The organism is Methanosarcina baltica, assembly GCF_055394095.1.
On record NZ_AP042463.1, the window covers coordinates 234,115 to 252,046 of the forward strand.

At 44.8% G+C, this 17,932-nt stretch carries 10 protein-coding genes; 6 read left to right on the forward strand and 4 right to left on the reverse strand.

Annotated elements, in window-relative coordinates:
- Nucleotides 1–134: 134 nt before the first annotated feature.
- Together ACZ5QV_RS01250 and ACZ5QV_RS01255 are read left to right on the forward strand one after the other, a co-directional pair.
- The gene (locus ACZ5QV_RS01250; protein WP_464600866.1) at nt 135–1,076 is read left to right on the forward strand and encodes a nucleoside recognition domain-containing protein; all 942 of its coding nucleotides are present in this window, start codon (nt 135–137) and stop codon (nt 1,074–1,076) included.
- 799 nt (nt 1,077–1,875) lie between these two features.
- Complete coding sequence (locus tag ACZ5QV_RS01255; protein WP_464600867.1) at nt 1,876–2,325, forward strand: universal stress protein; 450 nt, start codon at nt 1,876–1,878, stop codon at nt 2,323–2,325.
- Nucleotides 2,326–2,644: 319 nt separating this feature from the next.
- On the opposite strand, the gene ACZ5QV_RS01260 is transcribed toward ACZ5QV_RS01255, so the two are convergent.
- The 3 genes from ACZ5QV_RS01260 to lonB form a co-directional block, all read right to left on the reverse strand.
- Nucleotides 2,645–3,955 (reverse strand): TldD/PmbA family protein, encoded by a 1,311-nt coding sequence (locus tag ACZ5QV_RS01260; RefSeq protein WP_464600868.1) that lies wholly within the window; start codon nt 3,953–3,955, stop codon nt 2,645–2,647.
- A gap of 2 nt (nt 3,956–3,957) precedes the next feature.
- A complete protein-coding gene (locus ACZ5QV_RS01265; RefSeq protein ID WP_464600869.1) occupies nt 3,958–5,298 on the reverse strand; it encodes a TldD/PmbA family protein in 1,341 nt (446 codons plus the stop codon).
- 391 nt (nt 5,299–5,689) lie between these two features.
- On the reverse strand, nt 5,690–7,642 hold the full coding sequence (gene lonB / locus ACZ5QV_RS01270; RefSeq protein WP_464600870.1) for an ATP-dependent protease LonB: 1,953 nt from the start codon (nt 7,640–7,642) through the stop codon (nt 5,690–5,692).
- A gap of 545 nt (nt 7,643–8,187) precedes the next feature.
- On the opposite strand from lonB, the gene ACZ5QV_RS01275 reads away from it, so the two are divergent.
- Nucleotides 8,188–8,952 (forward strand): tetratricopeptide repeat protein, encoded by a 765-nt coding sequence (locus ACZ5QV_RS01275; protein ID WP_464600871.1) that lies wholly within the window; start codon nt 8,188–8,190, stop codon nt 8,950–8,952.
- A gap of 742 nt (nt 8,953–9,694) precedes the next feature.
- Here the strand turns inward: ACZ5QV_RS01275 and ACZ5QV_RS01280 are convergent.
- Nucleotides 9,695–10,144, reverse strand: coding sequence for a hypothetical protein (locus ACZ5QV_RS01280; RefSeq protein ID WP_464600872.1), 450 nt, complete (start codon nt 10,142–10,144; stop codon nt 9,695–9,697).
- Nucleotides 10,145–10,392: 248 nt separating this feature from the next.
- On the opposite strand from ACZ5QV_RS01280, the gene ACZ5QV_RS01285 reads away from it, so the two are divergent.
- The 3 genes from ACZ5QV_RS01285 (at nt 10,393) to ACZ5QV_RS01295 (ending at nt 17,853) form a co-directional block, all read left to right on the forward strand.
- A complete protein-coding gene (locus ACZ5QV_RS01285) occupies nt 10,393–13,977 on the forward strand; it encodes a tetratricopeptide repeat protein (RefSeq protein WP_464600873.1) in 3,585 nt (1,194 codons plus the stop codon).
- 298 nt (nt 13,978–14,275) lie between these two features.
- On the forward strand, nt 14,276–16,531 hold the full coding sequence (locus ACZ5QV_RS01290) for a tetratricopeptide repeat protein (RefSeq protein WP_464600874.1): 2,256 nt from the start codon (nt 14,276–14,278) through the stop codon (nt 16,529–16,531).
- On the forward strand, nt 16,528–17,853 hold the full coding sequence (locus ACZ5QV_RS01295) for a nitrilase-related carbon-nitrogen hydrolase (RefSeq protein WP_464600875.1): 1,326 nt from the start codon (nt 16,528–16,530) through the stop codon (nt 17,851–17,853). Before ACZ5QV_RS01290 ends, ACZ5QV_RS01295 begins: the two co-directional genes overlap by 4 nt.
- The last annotated feature ends 79 nt before the right edge of the window (nt 17,854–17,932 follow it).

The window sequence follows — 17,932 nt, forward strand, 5'->3', positions numbered from 1 at the left end:
GAAAATAGGCCGGGATATTTCCAGCAGGAGTTCCCAGGAATTCCTTTTCAATTCTCCTTCAAATTAATTTAAATTATTCAAGACCTTTCAACAGCCACAGCTTTCAAATACCACGCCAGTAGAGTTAAGATTTGATGATTGACCTTTTCAGCAGAGTTCTGGATTTCGCCCTCCCTGTCCTATTTATGATCTTTCTGGGGCTTGTTGGTACAGGCATACTTGTGGAACTCGGGCTTATGCAGAAGTTTTCCAGGTTTGCGAGTCCGATCTTTGCCCACACGAACCTGCCGGAGACCTGCGCCTCGGCTTTTGTGGTCTCGATAGGTTCCACTGTGGCTGCAAACAGTATGCTGGTCAAATCCCAGAAGGAGGGCTGCCTGAACGATAGGGAGATCCTGCTCTGTGCCATCCTAAACAGCACCCCCGTCTATGTGAGAGAACTTCTTACATACCAGTTTCCCATAGTCTTTCCGGCTCTCGGGCCGGTTGTTGGGGGCTTTTACGCCCTGGTCTTCATAGCTACGGCCGTCTTCAAGGTCTCTGCCGTGGTGCTTGCAAGCAAAATTTTCCTGAAAGGAGAATCCTGCAAGGAGGCTCCTAAAAGTCAGCCTAAAAAAAAAGTTTCTTTCCGGAAAGCGGTTGAAAAGGCTCTCAGAAAAGAGTTCCGGATCTTTTTAAAAATTGCGGGAATCTATCTGATCGCAACTACCATTGTTTTTTTCCTCAGGGATCAGGGAGCTTTTGAAATCTTCGGCGTGCTCCCCCTGGTCAGAATCTTTAAAATTCCCCCAGAGTCCATCGTCCCCCTGACAAGTTACGTCGCAAGTCCTATCCTCGGAATTTCCCTCCTTGGCCCCATGATCCACACCGGGGAAATCTCTTACCTGCAAGCAATGATAGTTCTCATGCTCGGCAGCATGTTCATGCTCCCCATTTTTGCTCTCAGAAGCCAGCTCCCCAGAAAAGTGGCCCTTTTCGGACCCCGTATGGGCTTCCGGATTGTTGCCTGCTCTACCGGGATGAGCATCTTCATAAGGTTCATTATCCTGCTTTTGCTGATGGGCATCTCGGGGTGAAAATATGAGGTCGATATTGAAAAAAAAGGGAAGATATGAAAACTGTAAAGAGAAATTCGGACTGATTTGGTAATTATTGAATGTTGGTCAGTAACAAAAAAACTTGCATTAACCGGGGGCTGAAATTAGAATACAGAAAAAAAGTATACTGATGAATGGGTATTTGGAGGAGGTTTAAATATGTTGGATTGTGGCGTTGGAAAGTATGCTTGATCAGGATGTACCCATTCACCGGATTCTCAAATTGAAAAACATATATATATATTTTGTGGGTGCTCTGAATAAATCTCCTTTTTGTATCAGGATGCCTGAAAGCCGGGCCCAAAAATTAGAAAATTTTGTCCGCTTATGTCTATTGTAAAAATAATAATAATAATAATAATAATAATAATAATAATATGCTGTAATGCCGGTAAGAGGATACGAAAATCAAAAAACCCTTTCTTGCTAAGGTTTCTGATCTATGTTAACCATGAATACAGATGTTATTTTTAAAACGAGTTTTGAAATACGTTATCCTGAAAATAATTATTAAATTTTAATGTTAAGCTTGCGAAAACAGGCTTAAATCTTTACAGCCCCTCAATTTCAGTACCACCTCCTCTTTAAATACCTTATAGTTATCTGTTTGTATTTTATTAATAAATCATATATATAATAATTAATATAGTACTATATGGGGAAGGCATGTACCATATGCGAAAATATACACTTGTTTACATGTCCGCACCCATAAGAAAGGGTTGGCTTATGCCAGAAAACGTTTCAGAAAATAAAAAAATAGAATTGAGGGATCAATATGAGAGAGACAACTTTTAAAAAAATAATGGTGGCAACCGACGGTTCGGAACTCTGCAAGAAAGCGGTTGAAAAAGGAATCGAACTTTCCATAATGAGTGGGGCAAAAATCTATGCCGTATATGTAATCGTCCCCACGACCCGTTCCGCAAGGGACTTTGGCTGGGAAAAGGCTTCCATGGAGCACTTCCAATCCGAAGCTGAGAACGCCACGGGTTTCGTGGAAGATGCTGCTAAAGCTGCCGGGGTTGAGGTGGAAGCCGTAATCCTTAAAGGAAACCCCACGGAAAAAATAGTAGAATTTGCAGAAAAGGATGGTGTTGATATGATCGTGATGGGGTCACTCGGGAAAACCGGACTCGATAGGTTCCTGCTCGGAAGCGTTGCTGAAAACGTGGTCAGGCATTCGAAAACCCCGGTGCTTGTGGTTAGGGGAGAAATCCCCGAATAAAGCTATAGTCAGGAACGAAACATCTGAAAACATTCTGAAAATAAAAAAGAAAAGCTGGAATGAGTCAAAAAATCATCACAGTAATGGCTCTATAAAAATCATCTAAAAAATGGCAACTTTATATTGAATCGGAACCTGGATACCTGAACACAGACATCCTGCCCAGCCCAAATAAAGTTTGAATTCGCAGAATTTTTATCCCTGAGATAAAACTCAGGGGCTTTCTGCTACTTTTTTACACTGATTTATTTTTGTTAAACTTTGCTGGGCCTGAACAGAATCAAAATTCCGATTTTCAATTCAGCCTCAGCCTTCAGCCTCAGCCTATTACACTCATGTCCGAGACCCGGATTGAAGGCGTTATGAATCCTCCGACTTTCCGGACGTCCCGGCCTGCTCCTGTTATATTATTCAGAAGCTCAAAGACGTTGCCCGAGATCATGAGAGACTTGATGGGTCTGTCAAGGGCCCCGTCCTTAATGGTAAAGGCGTTTCTGGCTTCCACCGAAAAGTCCCCGGAAATCGAGTTTGCGGTATGGGCCCCTATAACGGTGTTTACGAAGAAGCCGGATACGGTTTCTTCGAGGAGGTCTGACTGCGGGAAATCAATTATAAAGTTCCGGAGCCCGACTGCCGGAGGAGCTGTATAGGACCCTCTTGAAGCGTTTCCTGTGCTTTTAACCCCGGCTTTTCCGGCGGTGTAGCTGTCGTAGAGGTAGGTCTTCAAAACCCCGTTTTCAAGTACGGTGTTTCTCTGAGAGGGAACACCCTCGTCATCCGAGGCCGAGGTCTCGATTCCGCCTTCAATCAGGCCGTCGTCGTAAATCGAAAGTTCGGGGACCGCGAGTTCTTCCCCGATTTTCCCTATCAGGCCGGACCGGCCTTTCTGGACGTTATCGGCGTCAAGGGAAGGAGCAAAGGCGGACTCTATGATGTCCGAAAAAGCAAAGGGGTGCAGGATAACGTCAGCTTTTCCGGGTTCCACACTGATACCATTTCGGGATTTAAGGGCCAGTTCCGAGGCGTTTTTCCCGATGGTCCTGAAATCGATGTCGAGCTTCCTGGAAACGTCATAATCGTAGGCTGTGGAAGTCTCCCCTTCTACCGTGATCACGTCCACGAATCCGGAAATTGTGGTTGACTCTTCCTCGACTTCTATTCCGTTCGTGTTCAGTATAAGGTGCCTGCCTTTTGCGCGGGAAAAGCCGCCTGAGGTCGGGAGGACACCGGTGTATTCTTTTGTGCCTTCGACAAGTTCGAGGGCATAGCCGATGCATTCCTCAAGTTCCATGGCCTCGATTCTTTTATCGAAAACTCCTGAGACCTCGGGGTATTTCCCGTTTGAGGGAAGGCCCACCCAGTCGGGGTCGCTTTCCCGGATTTTTGCGGAGGAGATCGCAATTTTTATAGTGTTTTCAAGGTCTTTGCCTGAGTTCGTGCTGGCAAAACCCACGGCCCCGTTTACGATGGCCCGGATGCCGATTCCTTCCGATCTGCGGTCCTTTGCGCTTTCCAGAGCGTCCTTTTTGAAATCTACACTTGTTGAATGGTTTGAAACGTAATAGACTTCGGCTTCTTCAGCCCCGGCTTTTTCGGCAAGTTCCAGGGCTTTTTTTGCAAGTTCGTACATCTTCAGGCACCTCCCACAAGGGCTTTTGAAATTGCGATGTGCGGTGATCCATCCGAGACCGGGACACCCTGCCCGCCTTTTCCGCAAGTTCCAGCAGTCATTTTCAGGTCGTTTCCTACAAGGCAGACATGGTTCAGGATCTCAAGGGTCTTTCCGGAAAGCGAAACGTCCCTGATAAGCTCAGTCAGTTCCCCGTTTTCAATGAGGTAGCCCTTTTCGGCGTTGAACTGGAATATTCCTTCCCCGGTGTTTACCTGTCCGCCTCTGGAACCTATAAGATACATTCCGTTTTTGACTTCTGCGAGCATTTCTTCAAAAACAGCGTCTCCGTTATCGATGAAGGTGTTGCTCATCCGGACAATGGGCATGGAATAACCCTGGGCTCTTGCGTTTCCAGGGGTCCCTCCGAGCTTTGCTGCGGTTTCCCGGGAATGGAGATAGGACTCAAATACCCCGTCTCTGATAATCTCGGTCCTGCTAGACTCGACCCCTTCGGCATCGAAAGGATAGTAGCCGAACTCGTGCAGGGTCGGGTCGTCAATGATTGTGACAAGGGGAGAGGCAATCTGTTCTCCTATCCTGTTTGCGAGGATTGAGTCTCCTTCAAGCACCAGGTCCCCTTCCGAGGCATGTCCGACCGCTTCGTGGGCAAAGACCCCGGCCAGTTCCTGGTCAAGCACTATAGGCATTGTACCCCCTTTTGGGCTTTTTGCCTTCAGGAGTTCGATTGCGGTATTTCCTGCGTGTTTTGCAAGTTCCAGGACATTTTCCTTTTCAAAAAGCTCGTAGCCGTAACCAAAACGGCTTTCTCGGCCTGCCTGGTATACGCCTCCTTCCGAGGCCACGGCGGAGACCGCAAACCCGCAGTTCAAAAGTTCGTACGCGCATTCCACGCCTTCGGAACTACTGTACTCGATTTTGAACTCGGACTCCGTGTACATTACTTTCGTGCTGTGTACTCCGTCTATTTTCGCGTGAACTTCAAGGTCTTTCAGGAGCAGGACTTTTTCCTCAATGGGAACGTCCCTCGGGTCAAGCTTAACCTCCGGCAGGTTTTTCATTGAGGGAGGGACCACGGCCACAAGTTCTACATTTTCTTTGGGAGTGTTCGCATTCATGGAAGAAGCAAGTTTTGAAGCGGCCTGCACCCCTTTTTCAAGGTCAATTTCCCCTTCCACGGTCGTGTAACCCCAGGAACCCCCGCAAAGGGCCCTTATGCCTGCGCCTCTACCGTAGTTTCTGGAAATCTCTTCTATCTTTCCGTTATCGAGGATTATCGAAGTGGAACTCCCCTCGATTACCCTGCTGTCATAAAAATCGATATTTTCTTTAATTCCTTTCATATATACCTCAGTGGGAAATCCTTGAAACTTAAAACCTTGAATCTTTGAAACTTAAAACCTTGAATCTTTGAAACTTAAAACCTTGAAACCTTGAAACTTAAAACCTTGAAACCTTGAAACTTAAAACCTTGAAACTTAAAACCATTATTTCACGAGAAAAAAGTGTTGATTTCCCGGAATCCCTTTTTTTAAATTATGATTTTATAAGTTTTATTTTAAGGAGGGGTCCCCAACCCCTTTTGCAGATAGGGGGCCTTCCGGCTCTTTTGCAGAAACCGATGATTCTCCAATCCTGTTGAAATTAATCTAAATACCCCCGGCATGTAATAATAAAAAAAAACCCTGAGCACTTGCTCAGGGGTAGCTGACAGTCAGTCAGCAGTCAGTCATATCAGTTCCCAAGCCCGAGGAGATTCCTGGCCTGGACGGATGCCGATGTCGAAGATACGTCCGGGATTTCGATATTCACCCTGGTTAGGCTTTTGAGCTTTTCTACGATTCCGTTTTTCCTGGGCCCGACAAGGCTGTGTTCCAGAACTTCAGCAATCGTAGAGACGGGGATGATCTGGATTTTCGTCCTGTATGCCTCTTCGATCAGGACATCAGCCTCGTTGGCTTTGGGGATGATGACCTTTTTTATGCCGGCCCGGGCCGCAGCCTCGATCTTGTAAGTAACCCCGCCAACAGGCAGCACGTCGCCTCTGACCGAGAGGGACCCGGTCATTGCCACGGTCTGGTCAATGGGGATATTCTCAATGGCCGAGATTACGCAGGTCGCAATGGAAACCGATGCACTGTCTCCTTCCACACCTTCGTAGGTCCCTACGAACTGGATATGGACATCGTGGTTTACGATGTCCGCGCCGGTCATCTTCTTGATTACGGCAGAGACGTTCAGGACCGCTTCCCTTGCGATGGACTTGAGCTTTCCGGTTGCGATTATGCGTCCTTCGGACCCTGAGATTGCGGGGGTCACTTCCGCGACAATGGGCAACACGATCCCGGAATCTCCACCCATGACAGCAAGCCCGTTGACCCGGCCTACTGCGGACCCTTCTCTGATGAAGGACTGGTAGTCCTTGCGCCTTTCCAGATAGTTGTCAGCAAGCTGCTGTTCTATGGACCTTGCTATCAGCTTTGCGTCAAGCACATGCTTGGCCGTGACCACGGTGGCTCCTTCGGCGTGGGCAATGTCTCCCGCAACCCGGACGAGTCCGCCCAGATCACGTAGTTTGAGGGTGAGGTGGCCTTTTCTGCCTGCTCTTCTCCTGGCTTCCCGGATAATTTCCTTGACAGCACCCTCCTTAAAGTGAGGGATGTGCCCGTCTCTGGCAACTTCCTGGGCCACGAAACGGATCAGTTTCTGACGGTTTTCAACGGAATCTTCCATGGAGTCCCGCATGTAAACCTCGTATCCGTACCCTTTTATTCTGGAACGGAGGGCGGGGTGCATCTTCTGGACCGCGTCGAGGTTTCCGGCCGAGATCATAATAAAGTCACAGGGAACAGGCTCGGTTTTCACGAGAGCCCCGGAACTTCTTTCAGACTGGCCTGTAATCGGATATTCTTTTTCCTGAAGAGCGGTCAGGAGGCTCTGCTGAGATTCCAGCCTGAGGGTGTTGATTTCATCAATGAAAAGCACACCTTTGTGGCCTTTGTGGATGTCTCCGGCTTCCACCCGGTCGTGGGCCGGGGTTTCGAGCCCTCCGGACTGGAAGGGGTCGTGTCTTACATCCCCGAGCAGGGCTCCGGCGTGGGCTCCGGTTGCGTCGATGTAAGGGGCTTGCTCCTTTTCAAAGTTGGAGACTGCCAGTTTGGGAATTATCATTTCCTCTTTTGGCATAAACTGACGGGTGAGCATCAGGATCATGATGGCCGCAATAATTCCCCAGAGGAGCTGGGCTACAAAGTAAGAATAGATAATGATACCCACGACAAAGAGCATCATAAGCATGTTCCGGGCCTGGGCTTTCTTCCTTGCTTCCATTTTGTGAGCCATTACGATTTCTCTGCCCTTCCCGGCCGGAACCTCTCTGATCTTGGGGTTGTTCAGATCCTCTAAATTGGGATATACCAGAATATCTTTAAGTTCCTCCTTAGGAAGAAGTTCTGCCATTGCTTTTGCCAGCAGGGACTTACCCGTTCCCGGGGTCCCAATCATCATAATATGCCGCCTCTGGCTTGCTGCCTTTCTAACGACTTCCACCGCATGCTCCTGCCCCAGCACCAGGTCGATCAGAAGCTTCGGAACCTCTATACTTGAGGTATCCTCAAATTGGAAGTCGAGGTCAACATCCTCTTCCAGAACTGCGGTATCGTCTATAGGTTTTATATTACTCTCCATGGCTAGCTCACATATTATTACGTTATTAAATTAAAATTTAAGTGAATTAGAAATAATTCAGATAATTTTGAGATTTGTTAAATCAGAGTTATTGAATCAGAGTTACTAAATTAGAGACTTATTAAATTAGAGATTGATATATACCTGACGCTTTCTGAAAAATGTGAATGCAATAATAAAACGTCTCAAAAACACGGATATACTGTAATCTTCAACGAATGTAGTATATACAGTAACCCCAAACAGGACTCCTGTCAATTATATAAATTGGTTCTATATATAATTAACCAGTCTTTGTATATATACTATATATTGTGTATTGTGATATAAGTACTATTTGATTTTTAATTTTTTAATAAGAAAGCCTGCTCGTTTCCACTAACCCGGAGACTGCTCGAAGATCACCCGGAGATTGCCCGGAGATTAGATCTTAAGTTTTACACTCTAAAAAATCCCCTCTCAATCTTATATTTTTCGCTCCCCTCCTCCCTCATTTTCCGACAAACATCGACAGTTATTTAAAAAAATAGAGAGGACTCATCATTATGTCCAGAAGCAAGGTAAAAAATTTCCTCCTGCTAAAGCAGATCCACAAAGCCGTGGCCCAGATTAAAAATGGAAAGCTTGAAAAAGCCCTGCAAACCCTTGAAAAAGCCGAAAAGGCCGCAAAAGAAGCAGAATCAACAGAAGCCCTCTACTACACCCTCTTTACAAAAGGAGGCATCTACTACTCCGTCGCCCGCTACGACGAAGCCCTCAAGGTTTACGAAAGCGCCCTGGAAGTCGGGAACGACCTTATTGCAAAAAACCCCGAAAACGTTGACTACCAGCACTACGCAGGAACAACCCTGAGCAACCTCGGAAACCTGCTCCGGAAAAAGGAAAACTTCGAAGCCGCAGCCGAAAAGTACACCCTCTCAAAGGATATTTACGCCAACCTCCTTTCCAAAGACCCCGAAAATCCCGTCTTCCGCACCTACGCCGGGGACAACCTGAACAACTACGGAGCCCTCCTGCTGGAGACAAATTCCTTCGAGGAAGCAAAAACCATCCTCAGCCAGGCCGCCGAAATCTACGAGGCCCTCCTGAAAAACAAACCTGACAACCTCAGCTACCAGTCCGAACTCGCCAGCACCCTGAGCAAACTCGGGAGCACTTTGAAAAAGATGGACAGCGAAAACCCGGATGAGGCAAAAGAGATGCTTGAAAGGGCCCTGGAAATGCAGGAAAGCCTGCTTAAAAAGCAGTCCGAAAACAAACAGGTGCAGGAAGAACTGGCTCTCACAAAGGAGCGGCTGGAATCTCGCTGATTATCACTTTTCAGTATCCCCCTACTTTTTTTTCAGATTTTTTCCAGAAACCGACACAACCTTATTAGTCGTATTTGGTTCGCTCTTCCACGCTCGTCGAAGCGAGCGGCCTTTTCTTGAAACCCACCAAGAAATGGTAAAAATAGAACTCCAGATTTTACTTTGGGAACTGCTCTATTACGCATACAGGTTGTGTTTTTGTTGGTAGAGACGTTTGGTGTGTGCACTCAAACCACGGAAGGTCACGGAAAAGCACGGAAAAAGAATGCAGGAAGACGGCAAGTAAGGTTGTTATGGCGTTTTTTCGTCCTTTTTCAAGAATCCAGGAGTGTTTTTTGTTGGTAGAGACATTTGGTGTGTGTACTCAAACCACGGAACACACGGAACACACGGAAAAAATAATGCAGGAAGACGATATTTAAGGTTGATCTGGCGTTTTTTAGACTCATTCCTAAGCAAAATGCGCTTTTTCGCAACTCCATCCCAGTAATTAAGTGAGAGCTTTCCTTCGAACTCCGGCCCCGGCAGAAATGGACCTTCGAACCCTGCCTGCGACAAGCCTGCATCCACGCCCTTTTTACGCAGCAACCAATTTAAAAACGAATTCTGCAAACCGGCCAGCCGAGGTATATCTTAATTATTATATTTACACCCGCCCCCGGAATTCCAAAAAGAAAGCTAATCAATTGCAGCTTCCGCACCTTTTACCGCAAAAACGAACCCAAAACCCCGCCCCCCGGTTTCAAAAACGCTCCCCTGAGAAAAGCAGCATGTGCAGGTAGAGCAGTATCATAAGCCCCGCAATGATGCCCCAGCGGAACTGAAATGTAAAATACGAAAACAGGACCACCGCAAGCGCGAAAAAGGTTATTACGATGTTTGCCAGGCGCCTCTTCCGTTTGAGCCCCGGATCGAGAGAAGTTCCGGCCTTTACCTCGTCTTTCTCTCTCTCCTGAAAATAAAATGATTCCTGCTTCGTAAGATAAAGCAGCCTCAGGATAAAAACCGCCGCCACAATTCCCCAGAGGAGCTGGCCCATGTAGAAGGAATAAAGGAGAACTGCGGCAATGAAGAGAGCTACAAGTATCCTGTACGCTTTTTCGTGTTTGCTTTTTGCGGGGGGTTTTATTTTTCCTTTTTCAGGAATCCCTCTTTCCTTTGCTCCTTTTTCTTCTTCTGCTTCCCTGTCCACGTTTTCTCCCCTTCGTTTGAGTATCGATTTTTCCGGCGGCCTGCTGAAGTTGCGAGAGCCAGAAAAAAGCTTGTTAAAGAACGATATGGGCCTTTGAGCATCTATAATTAATCTTTAATTAATATATATAGAAGTTGAGCTGGGAGCAAAAAAATACACAAACCTATAAAGCATTACAATCCTATTTTTTTAGTATGTCCAGACGTTTGAGAGATTCGGCTGAAAGATATTTTCAAAAAACTTTACACTTGATACAAAAGGGACAGTACAAAGAAGCCCACGAAACTCTACAAAAAGCCGAAGAAGCCGCACAGCAGGCTGAAGCAGATGATATTCTCCGCTCCATTATGAGCATAAAGGGAGGGTTGATGCTGAATCTTGGCTTCCTCGATGAAGCCGTAAGTATCTGCAGCCAAGCCTCAAACATTTTTGCAGAGCTTTTAACAAAAGACCCCGAAGACGACTTTTTCCGACAATGCCTTCAGATGAACCTTGATAACATAGGAAACGCTGGAAATCTGTTCTCAAACATGGGGCGCTTCCTCCAGGCCAAAAATGCCTATGAAACAGGGCTGGCAATCTCTCAAAAATATCTAGAATCCCATAGTGAAGAGGTATTTTATCAATCATACCTAGGATGGATACTCAGTAGTCTTGGGGAATTATTAAGAATCATGGGACGTTTCGAAGAGGCAAACGAAAAACATGAAACAGCATTCGAATTTTATGAAAAACTGCTCAAAGCAGATCCAGAAAACTTGAGATATCAGTCAGATTTTGGAATGACACTCAACAATCTTGGAACTTTACTTGCTGACATGGGAAAAATTGAAGAATCAAAGAAAAAATACGAAAAAGCGCTCAATATCTATGGAAAACTTCATGAAATGGACCCAGAATACGAAGAATACCAATTAGATCTTGGAGCTACATTCAATAACTTAGGAATTTTGTTTTATGAAATGGGGGAAGTTGAAGAGGCAAAAGAGAAGTACAAAAAAGCAATTGAAATACGTGAAAAACTGTTCAAAGCAGATCCAGAAAACTTGAGATACCAGTTAGATATTGGAACCACGTTCAACAATCTCGGAAATTTACTCAGACGTACGGGAAATATCAAAGAGGCAAAGGAAAAGTACGAAAAAGCACTTGAAATTCGTGAAAAATTGCTCAAAGCAGATCCAGAAAACTTGAGGTATTGGTCAGATTTTGGAATGACACTCAACAATCTTGGAACTTTACTTGTTGACATGGGAAGAGTCGAAGAAGGTAAGAAAAGGTATGAAAAGGCACTTGAAATTCGCGAAAAATTGCTCAAAGCAGATCCAGAAAATGTGAGATATCAATCAGATTTTGGAATGACACTCAACAATCTTGGAACTGTGTTTTTTGATGATGGACACATAGAAACGGCGAGGGAGGAATACGAACAAGCAATTGAAATACGTGAAAAACTACTCAACGTAAATCCAGAAAACTTGAGATATCAGTCAGGTCTTGGAATGACACTCAACAATCTTGGAATCTTACTTAAAAATATGGGCCGCATAGAAGAAGCAAAACAAAGCTACGAAAAATCACTCGAAATCTACACAGAACCCATGCAGTACCTGACCATAGGCAGGAAGTCAGAATCAATAATCAGGCTTATTGAAATTAACTCAGAGCAGGCGAAAAAGGAAACTAACCCCTTTAATCAGATGGGGTGCCTGAAAGAAGCATTTCAACTATGTACAGAACATCGGGAATTTTTTATTAAATATGAGCAAAGGCACGAAAGAAAGCTGGTTACGGAAGCCGGGCTGAGTGCATATATCGATTTTTTGATGAAGAATGTGAGCCTTGAAGATAATTTTGTGAAGAGGACAAAAGAATATGAAAAAGCCCTTCAGGCGGTTGAAAAGCTGGGGGAAATGGAAGATGAAGAAACGGTTTCAAAATTGTGTTCTTCTGCCGCCTGCTATCTTCGGGGGAGAAATCTTGTAAACGAGGCGCTTGCTTCCAGACAGCCTGAACTGGATCTTCTCAGGCAGGCTGTGGACCAGTTTAAAATTGCGAAGGAGACGTATGATAAAGCAAATGTGTGCTTCTGCGTATATATCGGGCTGCTAAAGATTCTGGAAGGTGTCAAGGAATTAGAAGAAGTGGATGTTCCGAAACTGAAAGAATTGGTTCAGAAGGTTGTTGAATCTCTCCCTGAGGATGTTAACCCCAGCATAAGGGTTTCTTTTGAGAATATCCCGCAGATTTTTGAAGAAAAAGACAAAATGACTCGCAAAGAGCTCCTGAAGGAACTTGATGATAGGGTCAGCGCAATCGAGTATAAGGCGCTGGAAAATTTCTTCGGACACGTACATCAAAAAATTAAGGATTATTTTGAGGAGCCTTTCAGCCCAAACGTATTTTATGAAAACTGGAAACTGAATGTCAAATTTGACGACCCTGAGAAAGTGAAAAGGAAACTTACTATCAAAGCCGGAAATAAAACTCTCCTGAATAGAACTTTGACCCCTGAAGAAGTGAAAAACAACTTGCTCGAAATCGACTATCTCAAGATTGGATACTTCCCGCAGGGTGAGGATGAAATCACATTCACAACTCCGGGCCAGAAAAAGCCGGTCATAAGGCAAATTGACTATTTTGAAAGTGTCGGAAGAGACAACAAAACCAGAATCTTCCGGTGTGACTGCTGCAATGGGGTTTGCGTTAATCGGGATTTGAAAATTGCGGCTGTCCAGTTGAAGTATCATGTTTACGATGAAAATTCGGTTGTGAAACTCACGGTTGATGATGCCTATCATCGGAAAGTTATGGCAGTTCTGGATGCTGTGAAGGATGAAGCGGATATTGTGGTTTTCCCGGAGTTTTCCATTCCTTTTGATTACCTGGAAGAAATTCAGGAATATGTGGATGAAAACGGGATTATTGTGGTTGCAGGCAGCCATTATGTGACGGACGGAAAGCTTGGAGAGTACGGGAAACTGTTCTGCCGGGAGTTTGAGGAGAGAGATTTAAGGAAGAATATCTCTCCAGTTGTTATTCCTTCTTCAAGGATTGTGCATAATGAGAAACTGCTGGGAGCCAGGGAAGAAAGGGAACTCTTTTTCAATGAAGGCATGAAAGCCGGTAAGGTGAACCACATTTTCAAGCTTCGGGACAACCTCAATGTCGGGGTTGTGATCTGCTACGAGTATCTGAATTCCGATCTGAGGCAGCGCCTGATTCCGGCCTGCGATATAATACTTGTACCGCAGACAAACCCGAAGCCGGAAAGGTTCTATGACACGGCAAAAAGCGACCTCAACAACCCTCTGTGTGCCGGAAACAGGGCGTTTGTTATGGCAAATGGGGTCTTTACCGTGGGAGAGAACAGTAAAATACTCGGGGGTTTCACGGGGATTGTTTCAACCCTTGACAAACACATGCTTACAGAACAGAATAAAGGCATAATAAGTCCGGTTGGCGAAGTAATTGAACAATTCGTCCTGATTGCTTCAATCAATAAGGACTTCAATGCTGCAATGGATACCCAGGCGGGACAGGGTCCGATTAAGACAAAGCTCATTCACATATTTGAGGAAATGGAAATTCTCAACGGTTCAGAGGATGAGATGAAAAAATTCATTCCGGGGGATAAATTCATTCAACTTCTTGGTGAAATAGACCGATTTGAGGAGAGGGATGAACTGAAAGAAGCCCTCCTGAAAAAAGAAAACAGTGATTTGATAAAGGCGTTTTCACCACTCATGCACGAACATATTCAGGATTTGAAAGAACGCGACTTTGATGAAATAAGAAAAAAGTGCTGTTCAATCCTGATCCCGGCTGAATAAATCGATTTCATCACCCAGGATAAGCGAATCAAAAACCAATTTTCATGCCCCCTTTTTTATTCATTCCAGCCGCAAACAATCCCAAGCCCCTTTTTTTTCACAATTTCCAGCGATAAAAGCGAAGAATTAGAATTCACACGATTCACGACATCCAGCTCAAATCAAAGAGAGTTGAAATGAGAGCAAAAACTGCAAATAAAAACACAAACCTATAAAAACTTACAAGTCTACTTTTTTAACCATGTCCAGACGTTTGAGAGATTCGGCCGAAAGATCTTTTAAAAAAACTTTACACTTAATGCAAAAGGGACAATCCAAAAAAGCCCATGAAACTCTACAAAAAGCCGAAGAAGCCTCACATCAGGCTGAAGCAGATGATATTCTCCTCTCCATTATGAGCATAAAGGGAGGGTTGATGCTGGATCTCGGCGCCCTCGATGAAGCCGTGAAGATCTGTGGTCAGGCCTCAAACCTTTTTGCAGATCTCTCAACAAAAGACCCCGAAAACGATTTTTTCCAACAATGCCTTCAAACGAACCTTAATAACGTAGGAACTGCCGGAAACCACTTTAAAAGTATGGGGCGTTACCCCCAGGCCAAAAATGCCTATGAAACAGGGCTGTCAATCTCTCAAAAACTGCTGGATTTACTTCCTCAAGATGATTTTTGTATCAATTATACTGCAACCATCCTCAATAATTTAGGGAACTTGCTTAGTAATCTTGGTCGCCTCGAAGATGCGAAGGGCCGATTCGAAAAGGCCCTCGAAATTTATGAAGCCCTTCTGAAAAACGACCCGGAAAATGTGGGCTACCAATCAGATGTAGCAATGACACTCAACAATTTAGGGAACTTGCTTTCTAATATTGGTCGGCTCGAAGATGCGAAGGCCCGATACGAAAAGGCCCTCGAAATTTATGAAGCCCTTCTGAAAAACGACCCGGAAAATGTGGGCTACCAATCATACGTTGGAACCACACTCAACAATTTAGGTGCCTTGTTTTCTTCTCTTGGTCGCCTCGAAGATACGAAGGACCGATTCGAAAAGGCCCTCGAAATGAGACAAACCCTTCTGAAAAACGACCCGGAAAATGTGGGCTACCAATCATACGTTGGAACCACACTCAACAATTTAGGGAACTTGCTTAGAAATATTGGTTGCCTCGAAGAGGCTAAGGGCCGATACGAAAAGGCCCTCGAAATGAGACAAGCCCTTCTGAAAAACGACCAGGAAAATGTGGGCTACCAATCAGATGTAGCAATGACACTCAACAATTTAGGGAACTTGCTTTCTGATATTGGTCGCCTCGAAGAGGCTAAGGGCCGATACGAAAAGGCCCTCGAAATTTATGAAGCCCTTCTGAAAAACGACCCGGAAAATGTGGGCTACCAATCATACGTTGGAACCACACTCAACAATTTAGGGAACTTGCTTTCTGATATTGGTCGGCTCGAAGATGCGAAGGGACGATACGAAAAGGCCCTCGAAATGAGACAAGCCCTTCTGAAAAACGACCAGGAAAATGTAGGCTACCAATCAGATGTAGCAATGACACTCAACAATTTAGGAAACTTGTTTTCTGATATTGGTCGGCTCGAAGAGGCGAAGATATGTTACAAAAAAACTCTTGGGATATTTACAGAACCGATGCAGTACCTGACTATTGGTAAAAAATCAGAGGCAATAATCAGGCTTATCGGGCTGCATATGGAACTTGCGGAAAAAGAAACTCAGCCTTTTAACCAAGGGAACTACCTGAGAGAGGCATTTCAGTTATGTAAGGAGCATCAGGAATTTTTCATAAAACACGGGCTAATGCATGAAAGAAAACTGGTTACTGGGGTAGGGTTGAATGCTTATGTTGATTTTTTGATGAAGAGTGTCAGGCTTGAAAAGAATTCGGGGAAACGTGCGGAGGAATATGAGAAGGCTCTTCGGGCGGTTGAAAAACTTGGAGTTGTGGGGGAGGATGAAACCGTTTCAAAGTTATGTGCTTCTGCTTCCTGCTACCTGAGGGGGAGAAAACTTGTAAACGAGGCGCTTGCTTCCAGACAGCCTGAACTGGAACTTCTCAGGCAGGCCGTGGACCAGTTCAAGATTGCGAAGGAGACTTACGATAAGGCAAATGTTTGTTATTGCGTTTACACAGGTTTGCTTAAAGTACTGGAGGATGTTGAGGAATTTGAGGAAATAGATGTTCCGAAAATGAAGGAACTGGTTTATAAAATCGTTGAAACCCTTCCGGAAGACGTTAACCCGGAAATCAGAGCTTCATTTGAGAGTATTCCGCTGATATTTGAAGAGAAAGGGAAACCTGGACATAAGGAACTTTTAGTGGAATTTGATGAAAAAATTAGTGAAATTGAATACAAAGCACTTGAAAAACTCTTCGGGCACGTAAATCAGAAAATTAAGGATTATTTTGAGGAGCCTTTCAGCCCAAACTTAACTTATGAAAACTGGAGACTGAAGGTCATATTTAATGACCCTGAGAAAGTGAAGGGGAAATTGACGATTAAAGCGGGAAAAGGGTTCTTTTTAAGGGGGGTTTGAGTAAGGAGGAAATTGAATCCAACCTGCTCGAAATAGATTTCCTTGAGAAAAGGTATTTCCCACAGGGTATAGACGAACTCAACTTCAGCATTCCGGGGCAGAAAAAGCCTGTGGTGAGGAAAATTGATTACTCGGAAAACATAGACGGGAATAAAAAATCTCGACTTGTACAGTTTGATTGCAGTGAGGGGTCTTTCTGCGGGAAAAAGCTTCGGATAGCTGCTGTGCAGTTGAAGTATAACGGGTACGGGGAAAATTCGGTTGTAAAAATCACGGCTGATGAGGCCTATCACAGAAAGGTTATGGCGGTGCTTGAAGCTGTAAAAAAGGAAGATGCGGACATTTTGGTCTTCCCTGAGTTTTCCATACCTTTTGACTACCTGGAAGAAATCCGGAAATACGCTGATGAAAACGGGGTTGTTGTCGTTGCTGGCAGCCATTATGTGATAGAGGAAAACCTCGGGAAGTATGGAAAATTGTTCAGCAGGGAGTTTGGTGAGAGCGACCTGCGGAAGAATATATCTCCGGTTATGATTCCTGATTCAAAGATAGTTCATAATGAAAAGATGTTCGGGGCCAGGGAAGAACGCAAACTCTTTTCCACAGAAGGCATGAAGGCCGGAAAAATGAACCACATTTTCAAATTCCATGACAAACTCAATGTCGGGGTCATGATCTGCTACGAGTTTATGAACTCCGAATTAAGACAGCGTCTTGTAAGGGCCTGTGATGTTATTATTGTACCTCAAACCAACCCGAAGCCGGAGAAGTTTTACAAGATTGCGAATTACGAAATCGACATACCTATTTCCGGAGGCAACAGGGCATTTATCATGGCAAACGGAATTTTCACAATTGAAGATGGAAAGAAAATTCTTGGTGGACATACGGGGATAGTTTTGACTCTCGACAAGCACTCGAATGAAATGCAAAATGAGGGAATCATGGCCCCGGTTGATGATAATAAGACTATGGAACAGTTTGTCCTGCTAATGTCAATAAACACTGACTATTTTGTAAGCTGGGATACCCAAAACGCCCAGGAACCGATAACAACGGAATGTATTCACATATTTGAGGAAAATGAAATCCTTAACAACCCGAAAGGTGACGGTAAAGAGTTCTTAAAGCTCCTTGATGAAATAGAGAGGGCTGAGGAACGGGATGAACTGAAAGAAGCCCTCCGGAAAGAAGAAAATGGTGAACTGATAAAGGCATTCTCACCACTCATGCACAAACACACGCAGGACTTGAATGAGCTTACCGTTGAGGAAATGAAGAAAAAGTGCTGCTCAATCCTGATCCCGGCACAGCAAAACTGATTTTAGAAAAATTTCCTTCACTCAAAAAAACAGGCCGGGTATCTCCCCTTCCCCCTCAAGAAAATCCCGGCCTGTAAAT